Consider the following 18736-nt stretch of genomic DNA (forward strand, 5'->3'; position numbering starts at 1 on the left):
AAGTCAAATAAATCAAATTTGCCTGATTTTATTAGACAATGGTTTGATCAAATGTTGCCAATTGGTGTTGTTGTTATTTTAGGATGGATTATTGTTGGAATATTAGGATTTGATTTATATAATGTTATCTTAACTTTATTTAGACCATTACAAGGGATAGCGGAAACCTATTGGGGATTTATTGCTTTAATCGTAATCAAAGGAGTATTTTATTCAATGGGGATTTCTGCATGGGTGCTGGTTCCGATTACAATGCCGATTATGTTAGCTGGTATAGAAGCTAATATTGCAGGAACTGCATCTAACGTATTTACCTCTTCTTTTCAATATGCTTATTATACAATTGGAGGTGGGGGATGTACCCTTGGCTTAGCATTCTTATTATTAAAATCTAAATCAAAAAAACTTAAATCTTTAGGAAAAGTCGTTGTAGTACCTTCAATTTTTAATATTAATGAACCATTGGTATTTGGTACAGTTGTATATAATATTATTTTAATGATTCCAATGATATTAAATTGTTTTATATCTGCTTCATTAGCATACTTATTTACAAAAGTTATTCCTTTTGCAGTGATTCCAAAAATATTATTTCAGTTGTGGTATTGTCCATATCCAATTTGTACATGGTTAGCAACTGGTGGTTCCATAACGTCTGTTATTCTTGTAATAGGAATATTTATTATCACTACACTTGTATGGTATCCATTCTTTAAAATATATGAAAAACAATATTTAGCTGAAGAAGAACTAGAAGGAGAAGATTAATATGGACAAAACAGCACAATCAGCCATGGAAATTATTTTGCATGCTGGGGATGCAAGACTGAAATGCAAAGAAGCTTTAGACCAGATTGCATTATTTAATATTGAAGGAGGAAAAGAGAAATTAAAAGAAGCTCAAATTGAAATTACTAAAGCACATAAGGTACAAACTGATGCTATTCAAGGAGAAGCACGGGGAGAACAATCTGAGTATTCGTTGTTGTTCGCACATGCTCAAGATACTTTAATGACTATTTATAGTGAAATTAATATTGCTAAACAATTAATTAAAATTTTTGAAAGTTACGAAAAAAGAATTATCAAATTAGAAAATAGAGGACACTGAACTATGAGAAAGAATCCAGATAAATTCCCATATAATTTTCTTTGGGGAGGAGCATTAGCTGCAAATCAATGTGAGGGAGCATACGATGAAGGAGGTAAAGGTTTATGTATAGCAGACATGATTCCTTATCGTGATATACCATTGAGAAAGAAATCCAACAAGGAAGTTAGTACACAAGATATTAATAAATTATTAAATGATCCAGATGTATTTTTCCCAAAAAGAACAGCAATAGATTTTTATCATACTTATAGGGAAGATATAAAATTACTAGCTGAAACGGGAATGAATAGTTTAAGAATTTCTATTAATTGGGCAAGAATTTTTCCAAATGGAGATGAGACCACTCCAAATGAAGAAGGTCTAAAATTTTACGATAATTTGATTGATGAAATTATAAAAAATGGTATGGAACCAATGGTCACAATTGCTCATTATGAAATGCCATTGAATCTTGCCTTAAAGTATAATGGTTGGTATAATCGAAAAACTATTAATTTTTTTGATAATTATTGTCGAGTTTTATTTGAAAGGTATAATAAAAAAGTTAAATATTGGATTTTAGTTAACCAAATGAACCTTATTCATCATGAATCTTTTAATCATTTAGGTATACCAAGCGATACAGTAGAAAATTTAAAAGAAGCTAAACAGCAAGGCTTACACAATGAACTAGTTGCCTGTGCGAAAGCAATAGGTATTGGCAAAAAAATTAATAGTGGTATGCAAATTGGTATGATGTCTTATTATCAAAATCCATATCCTGAAACACCAAGTTCGGAAGATATTTTAGCTGCATTAAAAATATCTCAAATGGAATACTTTGTATCTGATGTATTAGCTAAGGGAATTTATCCTAATTATGTATATAGATACTATGAAGATAATAAATTTGAAATAGAAATTACAGATGAAGATTTAGATGAATTTAGTAAGAATCAAGTGGATTTTATTAGTTTCTCATATTATGCTACAAAAACAACAAATGCAAAAATATATAAAACAGAAAAAAATAGAAATTTAAATCCAATGTTAAAAACAAATGAATGGGGGTGGGGAATTGATCCGGTAGGATTAAGAGTCGCCTTAAATGAATATTATGATCGTTATCAGTTACCAATTTATATCACTGAAAATGGTATGGGATTTATTGAATCCTTAAACGATGAAAACACTATTCACGATGATTATAGAATTGATTTTTTAAAACAACATATTGAACAAATGAAAGAGGCTATTAGAGATGGAGTCGATGTGCGAGGCTATTATGCTTGGGGACCAATTGATATCGTTTCCTGTTCTTCTAGCGAAATGTCAAAACGTTACGGTTTTATTTATGTAGATCTGGATGATTATGGACAAGGGACGGGTCAACGATTTAAAAAAGATAGCTTTGAATGGTACGAGAAAGTCATACGATCTAATGGTGAAGATTTATAGATTGCTATTTCGACTTATATCAATAGATTTTTTACTGTACTATAATATCTAATATAGGGCAGAATCTTACTTAAGGTTCTGCTTTTTATTTTGGTGGTTGAATTTAAGTATTATTTTTAAAATGTGAATAATAAAACACCAAAGAATAGTATCAGTATTTATGACTATTCTACAAGAAAAGGGTTTCAAAAAAGAGTATAATAGAAGTAATTAAAGAACGAGGTGAATGAAATGACAGAAAAACGGTTTCCGAATGGTTTTTGTGGGGCGGTGCAACTGCTGCCAATCAGTATGAAGGTGGCTGGGATTTAGGTGGTCGTGGTTCGGCTACATCTGATACAGCCAAAGCTGTACGCCCTGAGGAACGTCAAAATATGGAAGGTTTTGCCGCACCCATGACCAGAGAAAAAGTAGAAGCTGCTCTTAATGATAAGGAAGGACTCTATCCTAAGCGCTGGGGCTCTGACTTTTATCATCGTTACAAGGAAGATATTGCTCTTTTTGCAGAAATGGGCTTTAAAACAACCTTCCGCCTCTCTATCGCTTGGAGTCGAATTTTCCCTAATGGAGACGATGTAGAGCCTAATGAAGAAGGGCTGGCTTTTTACGATGCGGTCTTTGACGAACTCTTGAAATATGGCATTGAGCCTTTAGTGACGTTGTCACACTATGAGACACCGATTCATTTGGCATTAGAGTACGGTGGCTGGAAGGATCGCCGAGTTATTGGTTTTTTGAGCGCTATGCGCGGACAGTTTTTGAACGTTATAAAAATAAGGTGAAATATTGGCTGACATTTAATGAAATCAACATTATGGGGATTTCTGGCTATGTTGGCGGTGGACTGCTTTTTGAAGACGGAAAACAAAATTTCCAAGACTTGTATCAAGCAGCACATCATTAATTTGTAGCTAGCAGTTTAGCAGTCAAAGCAGCACGGGAAATCAATCCAGACTTTAAAGTCGGTATGATGTTGGCGCGTATGCAGTCCTATGCAGCGACTTGTAATCCTTTGGATGTTATGGAAGAAATTCAGCAGGACCATGAAAATCTTTTCTTCTCTGATGTACAGGTGCGCGGAAAATATCCAAGTTATGCTCAACGCTTTTTCAAACAAAATGGCATTAAGTTGAAAATCGAAGACGGGGACTTAGAATTGCTAGCGCAGTATCCGGTGGACTTTATGTCCTTCAGCTATTACATGTCTTCTGTAGCGCGTGCTAAAGGAACAGAAGAAGGTGAAAGAACTGCAGGCAATTTCTCTTTGGGTGAAAAAAATCCTTATCTAGAAGCCTCTGATTGGGGTTGGAAAATTGACTCGGTGGGTCTGCGCATTACCCTCAATAAGCTCTATGACCGCTATCAGGTTCCGCTTTTCATCGTAGAAAATGGATTGGGTGCTTTGGATAAAGTAGAAGCAGATGGCTCTATCCACGACAGCTACCGAATTGACTACCTCAAGGCTCACATTGAGCAAATGTATGAAGCGATTGAGGACGGAGTGGAGCTTATGGGTTACACACCTTGGGGCTGTATTGATTTGGTTTCTGCTTCCACTTCTGAGATGAGCAAGCGCTATGGATTTATCTATATGGATGCAGATGATGAAGGAAATGGAAGCTATGATCGCTCCCGTAAGGACTCTTTCTTCTGGTATCAGAAAGTGATTGAAACCAACGGGGCAGCGGCCTTGGAAGAATAGAGAGGTAAACAGATGAGCAGAAAAATTATCTTTTTAGATGTAGACGGAACTTTGGTGGATTATGACAATCGCATTCCAGAATCCGCTATCCAGGCTATTCGTCAGGCGCGGGAAAATGGGCATCTGATCTATGTCTGTACGGGACGTAGCAGGGCGGAAATGCCTCAGGAAATCTGGGCTATCGGTCTAGACGGTATGATTGGCGGGAATGGTTCTTATGTAGAGCATGAAGGACAGGTCATCATGCATCAGTTGATTCCTTTAGAGGTGGAAAAGAGAGTGGTAGACTGGCTGCATGAGAGAGGATTGGAATTTTATTTAGAAAGCAACAATGGTCTCTTTGCTAGTGAGCATTTCCGTGATGCAGCGCGTCCGGTCATGAAACTTTATGCCAAGAAAAAAGGGAAAACAGATGCGGAAGTTGAACATCAAGAGGTTGAAGATGTGATGCACGGCATGGTCTTTGGTGGTGAGCTTTACCGAGATGATCTAAATAAAATCAGCTTTATTCTCACTTCTTATCAGGATCACTTGGACTCTAAGGAAGCTTTTCCAGAGCTCAAGGCTGGTACATGGGGTGGTCGTGGGGAAGAAGCTCTCTTTGGTGACTTAGGAGTTAAGGATATTACGAAAGCTCATGCGATTGATGTGCTGTTAGAGCATTTGGGGGCGAAAAAAGAAGATACGATTGCATTTGGAGATGCCAAGATTGACATTCCGATGTTGGAATATTGTCAAATTGGGGTTTCTATGGGTAATGGCGGCCCAGAAATATTAGCCATGGCGGATATGGTGACAGATGATGTGGCCGAGGACGGTCTCTACAATGCCTTTGAAAAATTAGAACTTCTTTAGAGGAATATTTTATGACAAAAACACTTTATTTGATGCGACACGGGCAAACTTTATTCAATAAGCGACATCGGATTCAAGGCTGGTGTGACGCCCCTTTGACGGACTTAGGAGGGTATCAGGCTCAGGTGGCTGGGCAGTATTTTAAAAATGCAGGGGTCGTATTTGATGCGGCTTACAGCTCAACCTCTGAACGAGCCTGTGATACTTTGGAAATTGTCACAAATGGTAGTCTTCCTTATCAGCGAGTTAAAGGCCTCAAGGAATGGAATTTTGGAACTTTTGAAGGAGAAAGCGAAGACCTCAATCCTCCTTTGCCATATGAAGATTTTTTTGTGACCTATGGTGGGGAATCTCAAGACCAAGTTCGAGAGCGCATGGCTGTGACTATCCTACAGCTCATGCAAGAAACGAAAGGCAAGTCTGTTCTAATGGTATCTCACGGCGGTGCCATGGCTAATTTTGCTCGTGCTTGGAAAGATAATTGGCAACTGGATGAGTTGGGTCACATGACAAATTGTGGAATTCTGAGGTTTACTTTTAAAGATGACCAATTTTATCTGGAAGAAACGATTGGGCATGACTTTAGTGGCTGGGAGGAAAAATGAAAGATTTATATCTAATGCGGCATGGTCAAACTTTTTTCAATCAAGAAGGGCTGGTGCAAGGAGTATGTGACTCACCGCTGACTGATTTAGGTATAGAGCAAGCCGAGCAAACGCGAGATTTTTTCGAGAAAAATGGCATTGAATTTGGGGGTATCTACTCTTCCACTCAAGAGAGGGCTTCTGATACCTTGGAAATTGTGACGGGTCGAACAGATCACACCCATCTCAAGGGGGTGAAAGAGTGGAATTTTGGACTTTTTGAAGCTCAGCCAGAAAGATTGCAGCCAAAGTTTCGAGCTGGTGCGGTGTCTTTTGAAGATTTATACGTGCCTTATGGGGGTGAAGATGTGATTCAAGTAGGAGAACGCATGCTGACCACTCTGACAGAAGTCATGAAAAAACGCCTACTGTTGAAAATCCAACATTGGTCGTCAGCCACGGTGGCGCTATGTGGGCTTTTTATCTAAAAGTAGGTTATTTGCCTGATCCTAATATTTATTTCAGTAACTGTGCCATTTGTCATTACCAATATGAAAACGACCAGTTTCTGCTTCGACAAGTTATTGACCCATTGGCTAAAACAGTCTATAACTTGTAACGGCAACTTACTTGTTTTCGCTTGATCTCTTATAGAGAAAATAGTATAGAGTGGCTGTTTAATAGTTGAATAAAAGAAAGACAATGATGACCAAAACCATCATTTTCTTTCTTTTTATATGTAATTTTCTCAAATTTCCTTTTTCTGCAGGTGATTGCATTAGTAAACTATCCTGAACTCAAATATTTTACGAAAAATCTCGAAGAATTTTTCGAGATTTGCAATATTATAAAAGCTATTCTTCTGTTACCCACACGCTTCTGGTGAAGATCATGGAGAGTAGGGCTAATCCAGCAAGTCCAATTCCTACGTACCAGTAAGGGAGATCCATTGTGGTGGAGCGTCCAGACAGGTTGACAATGCCACGAAAGAGCACGCCAGTAGCAATGGTTGCGACCGCAGAATTCCAAAGATTGAGACTGAGCCGTGAAAAATTAGGGATGATTTTTTGAAAAATCAGAAGCACTATCCCTCCTATTAGTGGTACTCCAAAGAGATAATGCATATATACTGAAGTCTCTCCAAAGCTGAAGTGCTCGTAAATACGACTAAAAATGAAGAAAAATACTGTGATTAAGGCATAGACAACGGCTGTCTTTTTGAACCGTTTTTTGCTTGCTTTAGTAACCGATGTAGACAATGTCACTCACCGCCCTTTCTGAAATTGTTCCGTTAGTTGTTGGTTTATTGACGACTTTTCCATTGAAGTAAAGAGTAGACGAGCCACCACCGTCAAGGTTATAAGCTGTTTTCACCCCGTAAGATTTCATAACTTCTGCAAGTTCATAGAGAGAAAGTCCCGCGCTTTCTGAAGTTCGACCGTCTGATACAACGATAATATAATGGTTTTTATCAATTATCCCAATAGCTGTACGTGGATTAGAAGCCATGGATTGCCCCACTTCCGAATTACTTGAAACAGTAATCTTACCATTGTTAACTAAAGTAGGACCGAAGGCAAGAAGATTTACAACACCATTTTTAACCAAGTCTTCAGCAGAAACATCATTTTCGTAAACAATTCCGAAACTCCCATCTTTATAAATTGCTAGATCGCCATTACTAGCATCTTCACGAACGGTATTTCGATAGACAACACCATTGCGGATGACGTAACCAGTTGTATTTGCTCCGTAGAAATCACCGTTGATAGCCAGAATGGCATTGTTATTGGCTGCTGTAACCGAAGTCTTAGCGGTTACGTTATTTCCATAAGTATTTTGCGCTAGAGCGGTTTTGAGATATTCAGACGAGCTGACTGTAATATCTGCAATGTACACTTTCGTGTTGCTGACGTTTTTTGTAGTAATCTTTACTGAAATATTATCGTCTTTATAGCTCGTATCAGTCGTTGTGGCATTTGTTGCGGCTTTAGCAGCAGTTGTACTTGTCGAGCTTGAAGAAGATTTTACAGTTGTAATAGACTCTGACAAGACAAAGGTTTTTAGCATTGAATAGGTAAACGCCCCTGTCAACAACATACCAAAGAGACTAGCATAAGCATAGGATTTTTTGAAAAACTTCATGATAAAGTATGCGTCCTTTCTTTGAAAATAATTTTTTTTGAACGAGCCAAGATAGGCAAAAGAGCAGCGTTCCGACGAGGATTTTAATAATTAGCAAATTGAGACCGAAGATGGCGTAAAAGAGTCTAATCAAAAGGGTGTCAAGGATAAACAAGCCCAAGGCTAGCCCGAAATAACCAGTACCCGTTTTAACAACACTGTCTTTATTTTTAAAGACCAATCTTTTGTTTGTGGAGTAATTAAAAATCGAGCTAGTGACACGAGCCACTCCGTTTGCCAGTAAAATTTTGAGACTAGTTGGTACCGCAGCAAGCACAAAGAGGGCGAGAGCATAGACGATATAGTCAATCAAAAAACTACTAATTGAAGAAAGAGCAAACTTAAACATATCTTTATAAATCATGAGCCCATCTCGTACCGGTCTAAAGTGAGAAGCTTGATTGTCATTGATATAAATTGTCTCGATTGGAACTTCAATGATAGGATATTCTTTGGAAGCAGCTAGCAGCATATTCATTTCATATTCATAACGCTGCCCTTCAACCTCCAACATAAACGGAATCATGTTGGTTGTAAATCCACGAAGTCCTGTTTGGGTGTCTGTCACGGAAACACCAGTCTGTTGCTTAAACAGAAATCGTGTTAATTTATTTCCAAAAGCCGAACGCAAAGGAACGTTGCCAGAAAAAGAACGCGCTCCCATAATCAAGTGATAGGGGTTTTCTTGAGCCTTTTTGCTCACTCGGAAAATATCCCATACGTTGTGTTGACCATCTGCATCAGCTGTGACCACTGTCCCATATTGCCCTAAGGAATCAATATAAGAAAAAACTGTTTTCAGCGCTTGCCCTTTGCCTTGATTGCTCATATAGCATAGAACCGTAGCGTACTTTTGAGCTTCCTGGAAAATCGAATCATAACTAGTCGGACTGCCGTCGTTTACCACGATGATTTGCAGCGAACTCTTTTCCTTCACCTTTTGCAACAAATGAATGAGATGAAGGTCGGGTCTGTATGCGGGAATGACTAAATAGTTCATGGGTTTACTCCTTTCTTAGAAAAGTGATAGAAAAGTTACACACTAGTATAGACAGGCTAGCTTAAAGCTAACTGATATCAGTTAGCTTTAAGGTTTTGAAGTGGAAAATGTAAAGGAAAACATGCTAAAAAAGAAGATGTTATAAGGCGTTTCAAAAAACACATACAAATTTTTCTTGCTATTTCCCAAAAAGTTTAGTATAATAGTTATTCGTGAGAAAACCTCACTTACCCCTTGCAATGGCTGGGGGTCATTAGACCAAAAGGAGGAAAAATCAATGGCTAAATACGAAATTCTTTATATTATTCGTCCAAACATTGAAGAAGAAGCGAAAAACGCTTTGGTAGCACGCTTTGACTCTATCTTGACTGACAACGGTGCAACTGTTGTTGAATCAAAAGACTGGGAAAAACGTCGTCTTGCATACGAAATCCAAGATTTCCGTGAAGGACTTTACCACATCGTAAACGTTGAAGCTGAAGACGCAGTCGCTTTGAATGAATTTGACCGTCTTTCAAAAATCAACGCTGACATTCTTCGTCACATGATCGTCAAACTTGACGCATAAGAAGGGTTACTATGATAAATAACGTTGTACTTGTGGGTCGGATGACCCGAGATGCCGAACTTCGCTATACTCCGCAAAATCAAGCGGTCGCAACTTTTACTCTTGCTGTCAATCGCAACTTTAAAAATCAAAGTGGCGAGAGAGAAGCAGATTTCATTAACGTTGTAATTTGGCGCCAGCAGGCAGAAAATCTTGCAAATTGGGCTAAAAAAGGAGCTCTCATCGGAATTACTGGTCGGATTCAGACACGTAACTACGAAAACCAGCAAGGTCAACGTGTCTATGTGACAGAAGTGGTAGCTGACAATTTCCAACTGCTAGAAAGTCGTGCCAGCCGTGAAGGTCAATCTTCTGGTGGCTACACTTCTAATAATTTCGGAAATTCATCATCCAACTTTGGGAACTCAACTTCTGCCAATCAAGTACCCAACTTTTCTCGTGATGAAAATCCATTTGGTAATACCAATCCAATGGACATCTCAGATGACGATCTACCATTTTAATGGACAAACAGAATAATGATATAAAGGAGAAAGAACATGGCTCAACAACGTCGTGGCGGATTTAAACGCCGTAAAAAAGTTGATTACATCGCAGCAAACAAGATTGAATATGTTGATTACAAAGATACTGAGCTTCTTAGCCGTTTCGTTTCAGAACGTGGGAAAATCCTTCCTCGTCGTGTAACAGGAACTTCAGCTAAAAACCAACGTAAAGTAACAACAGCAATCAAACGCGCTCGCGTAATGGCTTTAATGCCTTTCGTAAACGAAGACTAAAATATAAAAATGAGCATGAATTTCATAAAATCATGCTCATTTTTTAAAACTCAATCAGCAACTAAATAGGTTGCTTTTCTTATGCTCAAAATTGTTTGAAACGGTTGTCAAAAATACTTATTAGATCTTATTAAAACATCCACCTGTTGAAACAAGCGGATGTTCAAATAAAAATATGACTAAAGTTGTCTTGGTGCGGTTAAAGCACTGCGGATATTGAATTTCTTTTTGAGATAGAAACGAAGTGCCAAAGTTACTCCGCCAAACACTAGAATAAATAAGTTTGGCAGCTTTGGATTTAAAACTGCTGGCAACAGGAAGGTTGTTCCGTAAAGAACAACAGCCCACAAAATCGTAGCAGCTGAAATGATAAGAAGCGATTTGAAAAATGGTGGTTTCTGACTTTGGTCCTGGTCGGCATAATAAAAACGGTAAATAAAGTAATACATGCCATAAAATACGAGTGCCCCCACCGCGCTACCAAGTACAATCGTCACAACGCCATAATTGCTAGGATTTTTGGAGAATAAGTTAACACTACTATTTAAAATAGCAAACAAACTAAAGACAAATAAGAAAGCATCCATAATCATAAGATAAGGGTTGGTATTTTCTTGGACAGTTTGAGCTTCTTTTTGTTTTGCTTCTGAAAAATTCGCTGCCCAAACAGTTGGTGCTCCATAAAGTCCGCGAGCGGTGATGCCTTTTGCTTGATTTTCAAGGATTGTTGGGATAATCTCCTCTAGCAAGGCTTTGATTTCTTCGTCTGTTTTTCCGTCTTTGATGAGTTGGTGAGTTGCGATACGGACAAATTCTTGATTCTTTTTGCTTAATTTATCCAAAGAAACTTGTGTCATAAGATCTCCTTTTAATTAGAATAATTTTTTGTGAATAAGGTAAACAGTCAGGGAAACACTTATCGCAAAGGCGATAAAAATAATAATCCAAAAAGCGTGCGGTTCCCCGTTGAGCGGTAAGTCATTGTTTTTGAAGTTCATTCCATAGGCTGAAAAAATCATGGTTGGAATGGACATGACAATTGTCACCAAAGCCAGAGCTTTCATGATGTTATTTTGATTATTTGAAATGATAGAAGCAAATGTATCGGTCATGCTGTGCAAGATATTTCCATAAATATCTGCCATCTCAATCGCCTGCTGGGTCTCGATGAGTGTATCTTCCAGCAAGTCCTCATCTTCCAAATATTTCTTAATATTGCTTGTAGCGCTGGTCAATTTTTTAATCACGCGCTCATTGGTTTTCAAGGAAGCTTTGAAATAGACAATCGTTTTTTCAAGCTCCATGAGTTCAATCAATTCTTCATTGCGAGTGGACTTGTGCAGTTGACTTTCAATCTGCTCACTCTTGCGGTCAATAGAGCGTAACGCTGTCAGATAAAGCTCGGCATTGCGGTAAAGAATTTGGAAAATAAAGCGCGAACGCATGAAAGTATAGAAATTACGCAGTCGTCGATTGATAAAAATATCCAATAAAGGGAGTTTTTCCAAACAGGTGGTAATAATCGCCTCTTCGGTAATAATAATCCCTAGAGGGATGGTTACATAGTAAGTCTGATTATTTCGCTCCTCTGTAATTGGAACATCCACAATAATCAAGGTATATTCATCTTCGATGGTAACACGAGACATTTCCTCTGCGTCAAGGGGTGCTCGTAAGTCCGTAATATCAATGTCAAAGGCGTTGGCAATTTCAGCAGACTCACTTTGAGAAGGGTTGACTAAATTGATCCAAGTCCCCGACTCAAGCGTATCAATTTCTTTAAGTTCAGTTGTTGTTGATAGAAAGACTTGTTTCATGTTTTCCTCCTTCAGTTATTTGCACACCGTACTATTATACTATAAAATTCCGAGTTTTTGGGTAAAAGATTGTAGAAAATTTTGTTATAATAAAAAGAAGTTTAAAATAAAGTGTGGTAAGAATGCAGGATAAAATTATCATTCATGGAGCACGAGCTCATAATTTAAAAAATATTGATGTCACAATTCCGCGAGACAAGCTGGTTGTCGTGACTGGTTTGTCTGGTTCAGGCAAATCTAGCTTAGCTTTTGACACTCTCTATGCAGAGGGGCAACGTCGCTATGTAGAAAGTTTGTCTGCCTATGCCCGCCAATTTTTGGGCAATATGGAAAAACCAGACGTGGACTCAATTGACGGACTTAGTCCAGCCATTTCTATTGATCAAAAAACGACCAGCAAGAATCCGCGGTCAACAGTCGGAACAGCTACAGAAATCAATGATTACCTCCGTTTGCTCTATGCGCGTGTGGGAACTCCATATTGTATCAATGGGCATGGAGCCATTAAAGCTTCTTCTGTAGAACAAATCGTCAATCAAGTTTTGGAATTACCCGAACGTCAGCGGTTGCAAATTCTAGCGCCCATTGTTCGCAAGAAAAAAGGGCAACACAAGACAATTTTTGAGAAAATTCAAAAAGACGGATACGTACGTATGCGCGTGGACGGAGATATTTATGATGTCACAGAAGTTCCAGAGCTTTCTAAAACAAAAAAGCACGATATCGAAGTAGTGGTAGACCGGATTGTTATTAAGGACGGTGTACGCAGTCGGTTATTTGATTCGATTGAAGCAGCCTTAAGAATTGCGGACGGTTACGTGGTGATTGATACGATGGATGGCAAGGAATTACTCTTTTCCGAGCATTATGCTTGTCCAGTCTGTGGCTTTACGGTACCTGAGTTGGAGCCTCGCCTCTTTTCTTTTAATGCACCATTTGGCTCTTGTCCTGATTGTGACGGTCTGGGTGTGAAGTTGGAAGTGGACTTGGATATGGTGGTTCCTGACAGTAGTAAAACCTTGCGGGAAGGCGCTCTAGCACCGTGGAATCCAATTTCTTCTAGTTATTATCCGCAAATGTTAGCTCAGGCGATGGAAGCCTTTGGCATCGAGATGGATAAGCCATTTGAGGAACTGACCGAAGATGAACAACAACTAATCTTCTTTGGTTCTGAAGGACGAGAATTTCATTTTCATTATGAAAATGAATTTGGTGGCGTGCGGGATATCGACATCCCTTTTGAAGGAGTAGTAACCAATATCAACCGCCGCTATCATGAAACTAACAGTGATTTTACCCGTAGCCAAATGCGTCTTTATATGAATGAGTTGACTTGTGCAAGTTGCCATGGTTATCGATTGAATCCACAAGCCTTGTCTGTTAAAGTGGGGGGTGAAGGTGGTCTTAATATTGGGCAAGTATCTGATTTGTCTATTGCAGATCATTTAGAATTACTTTCTCATCTGACTTTGACTGAAAATGAAGTAGCCATTGCAACACCAATTATCAAAGAAATCCGAGATCGCTTGACTTTTCTGAATAATGTCGGACTTAATTACTTGACACTATCTCGTTCTGCGGGAACATTGTCGGGTGGTGAGAGTCAGCGGATTCGCTTGGCAACTCAAATTGGTTCCAACCTTAGTGGTGTTCTTTATATCTTGGATGAACCCTCTATTGGTCTACACCAGCGGGATAACAATCGTTTGATTGCCAGTCTCAAAAAAATGCGTGATTTAGGCAATACTCTCATCGTAGTTGAACATGACGAGGACACCATGCGCGAGGCTGATTGGTTGATTGATGTTGGACCTGGAGCAGGTGTTTTTGGTGGTGAAATTGTTGCGGCAGGCACTCCAGAGCAAGTTGCGAAAAACAAAAAATCCATTACAGGTCAATACTTGTCAGGTAAACGCAAGATTGAAGTTCCGCTAGAACGCCAAGTTGGAAATGGGCGCTTTATCGAAGTCACAGGTGCGAGCGAGCACAATTTGCAAAACATCACGGCCCGCTTCCCGCTGGGAAAATTTATCGCTGTGACGGGCGTTTCGGGCTCTGGCAAGTCCACTCTGGTTAATTCTATTCTCAAAAAAGCGATTGCGCAAAAGCTCAATCGAAATTCAGATAAACCGGGAAAATTTAAAAAGATTTCAGGCATTGAGCATATCGATCGTTTGATTGATATTGACCAAAGCCCGATTGGACGGACTCCTCGCTCCAATCCTGCTACTTATACTGGGGTTTTCGATGATATTCGTGACCTTTTTGCCAAGACCAATGAAGCTAAGATTCGTGGGTATAAAAAAGGGCGTTTCTCTTTCAATGTGAAGGGGGGACGCTGCGAGGCCTGCTCTGGGGATGGGATTATCAAGATTGAGATGCACTTTTTACCAGATGTTTATGTCCCTTGTGAGGTTTGTCATGGAACACGGTACAATAGTGAAACCTTGGAAGTGCACTACAAGGAGAAAAACATTGCTCAAGTTTTGGATATGACGGTCAATGACGCAGTCGAATTCTTCAAACATATTCCAAAAATCGAGCGGAAGTTGCAGACGATTAAAGATGTTGGGTTAGGCTATGTGACCTTGGGGCAACCCGCCACAACTCTTTCTGGTGGGGAGGCTCAGCGGATGAAACTAGCCAGCGAACTTCACAAGCGCTCAACAGGTAAGTCTTTCTATATTCTGGATGAACCAACTACAGGTCTGCACACGGAGGATATTGCGAAACTTCTCCAAGTGCTATCACGTTTTGTAGATGATGGCAACACGGTTCTCGTCATCGAGCATAATTTGGACGTTATTAAGACGGCCGATCACATTATTGACCTTGGACCAGAAGGTGGTATTGGCGGAGGTACTATTATTGCTACTGGTACACCAGAAGAAGTAGCTGCAAACTCTGCTAGCTATACTGGCCAGTATCTAAAAGGAAAGTTAAAATAAGATTTAAAAGACTCTGCTTTTTTAGGCAGAGTCTTTTTTATAATAAATTACGAATTTTTTCTTTTATAAATGGGTTAAGAGAATAGTGTTTATCCAGATATTCTAGGAGTGCTTGAGCAGACTCAGAAATGCGTTCGTAACCTTGCAAAAAGTGAGGCAATTGCTTGGCTTCCTTTGGATAACCTTCTTCAAATCGTCTATTGGTATTAAAGATATCTATAAAATTAGATTGAGAAGTTGTTTCCAAACTGATTAGTTCAGTCCAAAGCTTGACGGATCTGTTTTGGATCAAATCATAAGCAGCTAATTTTTCGCCTCGCTGATAGCGACCTAGCCCTAAATATAGATTACATAAAATTTCTCCCAACAACCATTCACGGTCTCTGTTTTCTTTTGATGGCAGTCTTTGTGGCTGACAGATTGTTTCATCAAAACCGACCTCCTTCCAGATAATCTTGCCTTCAGCGAAGGGAATGTTTACTAGTTCATGAGCTTCAAAGACAGCAAATTCACAAAAAACATCATCTTCAAATAGAACCTTATGTCCGTCCACTGTATTTTGGTAGTGAAATGCAATTGGTTCTAGCTTACTTAACCAGGTTAGGTCTTGGATATAGGTCTGTTTGTAGCCATCTTTTACAATAACAAAGAAGTCTAAATCTGAGTACTGATCCAATCGTTCTCTTTCTGTTCCGCAAGAACCAAGTGCCAGCAAAGCTAGTGCTTCTTTCGAATCTTTTAGAGACTGACCAATCTCATCCAGTCTTTGTAACAGTAATTCTGTTTTATTCATATCGTTACCTCATCATTTCTTGTATAACAAAAATTATACATTTAGCGCTTTCAAATGTCAATTTCATCTAATCCCAACTATATAGATTGTATTATTTTCGGTATTTTTTTGCTATAATAAATTGAATCATTTTACGGAGGAATTTTTATGTTATCAAGAGTAAATAAATTAGAAGCAGCACTTGCGCAAACGGATTGTGATGCTGTCCTTGTGACCAATCTTAAAAATATCTATTATCTGACGAGTTTTAGCGGAACTGAAGCAACTGTTTTTATCAGCAAGAATCGCCGAATTTTTCTGACCGACTCACGCTATACCTTGATTGCCAAAGGTGTGGTCAAAGGATTTGATATTATTGAAACGCGTGATGCTTTGTCAGAAATTGCGAAGATCATTGCAGATGATAAAATAAAGACTATTGGATTTGATGACGAAATTTCTTATCATTCTTTCAAAACTCTCGAAGAACTTTTTTCAGATTATAAGCTGACAGCAATGACTGCTTTCATTGAAAATCTACGCATGATCAAAGATGAAGGAGAAATTGCCACGATTCGAAAAGCTTGTCAAATTTCTGACCAAGCCTTTCTAGATGTCTTGGATTTTATCAAGCCGGGGCAAACAACGGAGCTACAAGTTATGAACTTTTTAGATGCTCGCATGCGGCAACTGGGCGCATCGGGAGCCTCTTTTGACTTTATTATTGCATCAGGTTATCGCTCTGCTATGCCGCATGGAGTAGCTAGCGAGAAGGTCATTCAAACAGGTGAAACCTTGACAATGGATTTTGGTTGTTATTATAATCACTATGTTAGCGATATGACGCGAACCATTCATGTTGGTCATGTGACGGATGAGGAGCGCGAGATTTACGATATTGTATTACGGAGCAACCAAGCTCTGATTGAAGCGGCGAAAGCTGGTATGAGTCGTATTGAGTTTGATCAAGTACCGCGCAAAGTGATTAACGATGCAGGTTACGGACAATATTTCACACACGGGATTGGACACGGGATTGGTCTTGATATTCATGAGATTCCTTATTTTGGGAAATCCTCTGAGCCGATTGAAGCAGGTATGGTCTTAACAGATGAGCCAGGTATTTATTTGGACGGAAAATACGGTGTGCGGATCGAAGATGACATTCTCATCACAGACACAGGTTGTGAGCTTTTAACGCTTGCGCCAAAAGAGTTAATTGTTATTTGAGAATTGTCAATGTTTATGATAAAATAAAGAGAAATCTATTTTAAAAGAGGTAATAATAATGATTGAAGCAAGTAAGCTGAAAGCTGGTATGACGTTTGAAACAACGGACGGAAAATTGATTCGTGTCCTTGAAGCAAGCCACCATAAACCAGGTAAAGGGAATACTGTTATGCGTATGAAATTACGGGATGTACGCACAGGTTCGACTTTTGACACAACTTACCGTCCTGAAGAAAAATTTGAACAAGCAATTATTGAAACGCGCCCAGCACAATACTTATACCAAATGGATGACACAGCTTATTTCATGGATACAGAGTCATTTGAGCAATATGAAATCCCAGTAGCGAATGTAGAGCAAGAATTGAAATTTATCCTTGAAAATTCAGAAGTGAAAATTCAATTCTACGGAAGCGAAGTTATCGGTGTTACGGTTCCAACGACTGTAGAATTAGTCGTAACAGACACACAACCTTCTATTAAAGGAGCAACGGTAACAGGTTCTGGTAAGCCAGCTACTCTTGAAACAGGTCTTGTGGTCAACGTACCGGACTTTATCGAAGTTGGGCAAAAATTGATTATCAATACGCAAGAAGGAACTTACGTTTCTCGTGCATAATTTATGCTAAGAACTAGAAGTTCTTAAATTACTATCAAACTCAGACTGAGAGCCTGACAAATATTGTGCAGACTCCTTGAATGTCTTTGTGTCTTAAGAAAGGACAAGTTATGGTAACTGAACAATTAGGCGAAATCGTTATCGCACCACGTGTCTTAGAAAAAATTATTGCCATTGCAACGGCTAAAGTGGACGGTGTTTACTCTTTCGCAAATAAAAGCATGTCTGACAGTCTTGCAAAACGTTCTTTAGGACGTGGCGTCTATCTTCATACCGCCAGTGATGGCGAAGTAACTGTTGACATTTATTTATACTTAGAATACGGTGTCGGGGTGCCAGCAGTAGCTGTTGCTATTCAAAAAGCCGTTAAAAGTGCTGTTTCTGATATGGCAGAAGTTGAATTATCCGCAGTGAACATCCATGTGGCGGGTATTGTGCCTGAAAAAACACCAAAACCAGATTTAAAAGATTTGTTCGATGAGGATTTCCTCAATGACTGATGTACAACTGGAAGCAAGAAGAGAACTACGTGAACGTGCATTTCAAGCATTAATGAGTTTGGAATATGAAAAAGACATTGTAGAAGCGTGTCGTTTTGCATATCTCTATGATAAAGATATGACAAACGATTCTGATGTGGAACTTCCAGCCTTTTTATTGAACCTTGTCATGGGTGTTGAACAGTCTAAAAACGAGTTGGATGACAAGCTTAGCCAGTACCTAAAAGAAGGTTGGACTTTGGAACGTCTTACATTGATAGAAAAAAATATTCTTCGCTTGGGATTGTTTGAGATGACAGAGTTTGATACCCCTCAACTAGTCGCAATCAATGAAGCAATTGAGCTATCTAAGAAATTCTCAGATGAAAAATCGAGCAAGTTTATCAATGGTATTTTAAGTAAATTTGTTATAGAATAATTTTTAAGAAGAAATGAATATAGAATTGAGAGGACGAACTTCGTTCTCTCTTTTTCATTTTTTTCGCTGAACAGCTTCAGAAAACCTCTGAAGTGACAGGGATGCTGCTCACGAGACCCAGAAGAGATGCAATAAGATAAAAAATAGATAGAAGAAAACCAAAGGGTTCTCCTTCATGTTATCCTTAAAAGGCAAACAAAAAGAAGGAG

The 18736-nt window shown here is 38.9% G+C and carries 18 protein-coding genes and 3 pseudogenes; 15 read left to right on the plus strand and 6 right to left on the minus strand.

Annotated features, from left to right (window positions below):
* The first annotated feature begins 18 nt into the window (after positions 1-18).
* The 7 genes and pseudogenes from IYQ91_RS05525 (at position 19) to IYQ91_RS05555 (ending at position 6311) form a co-directional block, all read left to right on the plus strand.
* Positions 19-768 (plus strand): PTS transporter subunit EIIC, encoded by a 750-nt coding sequence (locus IYQ91_RS05525; RefSeq protein WP_229311691.1) that lies wholly within the window; start codon positions 19-21, stop codon positions 766-768.
* Between the two features lies 1 nt (position 769).
* The gene (locus IYQ91_RS05530; protein WP_195673310.1) at positions 770-1111 is read left to right on the plus strand and encodes a PTS lactose/cellobiose transporter subunit IIA; all 342 of its coding nucleotides are present in this window, start codon (positions 770-772) and stop codon (positions 1109-1111) included.
* Positions 1112-1114: 3 nt separating this feature from the next.
* Positions 1115-2551 (plus strand): glycoside hydrolase family 1 protein, encoded by a 1437-nt coding sequence (locus tag IYQ91_RS05535; RefSeq protein WP_195673311.1) that lies wholly within the window; start codon positions 1115-1117, stop codon positions 2549-2551.
* A gap of 260 nt (positions 2552-2811) precedes the next feature.
* A pseudogene (locus tag IYQ91_RS05540) lies at positions 2812-4253 on the plus strand (glycoside hydrolase family 1 protein).
* Positions 4254-4265: 12 nt separating this feature from the next.
* Entirely contained in the window at positions 4266-5108 is an 843-nt protein-coding gene (locus IYQ91_RS05545) for a Cof-type HAD-IIB family hydrolase (RefSeq protein WP_195673312.1), read from the plus strand.
* A gap of 11 nt (positions 5109-5119) precedes the next feature.
* Positions 5120-5713 carry a histidine phosphatase family protein gene (locus IYQ91_RS05550; RefSeq protein ID WP_195673313.1) on the plus strand — a complete coding sequence of 198 codons (594 nt, stop codon included), beginning with the start codon at positions 5120-5122 and terminating at the stop codon, positions 5711-5713.
* Positions 5710-6311, plus strand: a pseudogene (locus IYQ91_RS05555) (histidine phosphatase family protein). The gene IYQ91_RS05550 and the pseudogene IYQ91_RS05555 overlap by 4 nt, the downstream one beginning before the upstream one ends.
* 235 nt (positions 6312-6546) lie before the next feature.
* Here the strand turns inward: IYQ91_RS05555 and IYQ91_RS05560 are convergent.
* From IYQ91_RS05560 to IYQ91_RS05570, 3 genes and pseudogenes are all read right to left on the minus strand, one after another.
* Positions 6547-6957 (minus strand): hypothetical protein, encoded by a 411-nt coding sequence (locus IYQ91_RS05560; protein WP_195673314.1) that lies wholly within the window; start codon positions 6955-6957, stop codon positions 6547-6549.
* Positions 6932-7837 (minus strand): phosphodiester glycosidase family protein, encoded by a 906-nt coding sequence (locus IYQ91_RS05565; RefSeq protein ID WP_195673315.1) that lies wholly within the window; start codon positions 7835-7837, stop codon positions 6932-6934. Before IYQ91_RS05565 ends, IYQ91_RS05560 begins: the two co-directional genes overlap by 26 nt.
* A pseudogene (locus tag IYQ91_RS05570) lies at positions 7834-8876 on the minus strand (GtrA family protein). The gene IYQ91_RS05565 and the pseudogene IYQ91_RS05570 overlap by 4 nt, the downstream one beginning before the upstream one ends.
* Positions 8877-9153: 277 nt before the next feature.
* On the opposite strand from IYQ91_RS05570, the gene rpsF reads away from it, so the two are divergent.
* From rpsF to rpsR, 3 genes are read left to right on the plus strand one after another with little or no spacing between them, the layout of a single operon-like run.
* A complete protein-coding gene (rpsF, locus tag IYQ91_RS05575; RefSeq protein ID WP_003026325.1) occupies positions 9154-9444 on the plus strand; it encodes a 30S ribosomal protein S6 in 291 nt (96 codons plus the stop codon).
* Between the two features lie 11 nt (positions 9445-9455).
* Positions 9456-9947 carry a single-stranded DNA-binding protein gene (locus tag IYQ91_RS05580; RefSeq protein ID WP_003026323.1) on the plus strand — a complete coding sequence of 164 codons (492 nt, stop codon included), beginning with the start codon at positions 9456-9458 and terminating at the stop codon, positions 9945-9947.
* A gap of 36 nt (positions 9948-9983) precedes the next feature.
* Positions 9984-10223, plus strand: coding sequence for a 30S ribosomal protein S18 (gene rpsR, locus IYQ91_RS05585; protein ID WP_000068664.1), 240 nt, complete (start codon positions 9984-9986; stop codon positions 10221-10223).
* A 179-nt stretch (positions 10224-10402) separates the two neighbouring features.
* On the opposite strand, the gene IYQ91_RS05590 is transcribed toward rpsR, so the two are convergent.
* Together IYQ91_RS05590 and IYQ91_RS05595 are read right to left on the minus strand one after the other, a co-directional pair.
* Positions 10403-11080: a DUF1129 domain-containing protein gene (locus tag IYQ91_RS05590; RefSeq protein ID WP_174721428.1), complete on the minus strand. Its 678-nt coding sequence runs from the start codon at positions 11078-11080 to the stop codon at positions 10403-10405.
* Positions 11081-11095: 15 nt separating this feature from the next.
* Positions 11096-12040 (minus strand): magnesium transporter CorA family protein, encoded by a 945-nt coding sequence (locus IYQ91_RS05595; protein ID WP_195673317.1) that lies wholly within the window; start codon positions 12038-12040, stop codon positions 11096-11098.
* 122 nt (positions 12041-12162) lie between these two features.
* Between IYQ91_RS05595 and uvrA the strand changes: the two genes are divergently transcribed.
* Positions 12163-14988, plus strand: a complete 2826-nt coding sequence (gene uvrA, locus IYQ91_RS05600) for an excinuclease ABC subunit UvrA (protein ID WP_195673318.1) — start codon at positions 12163-12165, stop codon at positions 14986-14988.
* Positions 14989-15025: 37 nt separating this feature from the next.
* Here the strand turns inward: uvrA and IYQ91_RS05605 are convergent, their stop codons facing one another.
* On the minus strand, positions 15026-15781 hold the full coding sequence (locus tag IYQ91_RS05605; protein WP_195673319.1) for a hypothetical protein: 756 nt from the start codon (positions 15779-15781) through the stop codon (positions 15026-15028).
* 147 nt (positions 15782-15928) lie between these two features.
* On the opposite strand from IYQ91_RS05605, the gene IYQ91_RS05610 reads away from it, so the two are divergent.
* The 4 genes from IYQ91_RS05610 to nusB all read left to right on the plus strand — a co-directional run bounded on the left by IYQ91_RS05610 (position 15929) and on the right by nusB (position 18527).
* A complete protein-coding gene (locus IYQ91_RS05610; protein ID WP_195673320.1) occupies positions 15929-16990 on the plus strand; it encodes a M24 family metallopeptidase in 1062 nt (353 codons plus the stop codon).
* Positions 16991-17048: 58 nt separating this feature from the next.
* Positions 17049-17609: an elongation factor P gene (gene efp / locus IYQ91_RS05615; protein WP_003026309.1), complete on the plus strand. Its 561-nt coding sequence runs from the start codon at positions 17049-17051 to the stop codon at positions 17607-17609.
* A 110-nt stretch (positions 17610-17719) separates the two neighbouring features.
* A complete protein-coding gene (locus tag IYQ91_RS05620) occupies positions 17720-18109 on the plus strand; it encodes an Asp23/Gls24 family envelope stress response protein (RefSeq protein WP_006269324.1) in 390 nt (129 codons plus the stop codon).
* Positions 18102-18527: a transcription antitermination factor NusB gene (gene nusB / locus IYQ91_RS05625; RefSeq protein WP_003026303.1), complete on the plus strand. Its 426-nt coding sequence runs from the start codon at positions 18102-18104 to the stop codon at positions 18525-18527. Before IYQ91_RS05620 ends, nusB begins: the two co-directional genes overlap by 8 nt.
* The last annotated feature ends 209 nt before the right edge of the window (positions 18528-18736 follow it).

Source organism: Streptococcus sp. HF-2466 (genome assembly GCF_015594645.1).
GTDB lineage: Bacteria > Bacillota > Bacilli > Lactobacillales > Streptococcaceae > Streptococcus > Streptococcus anginosus.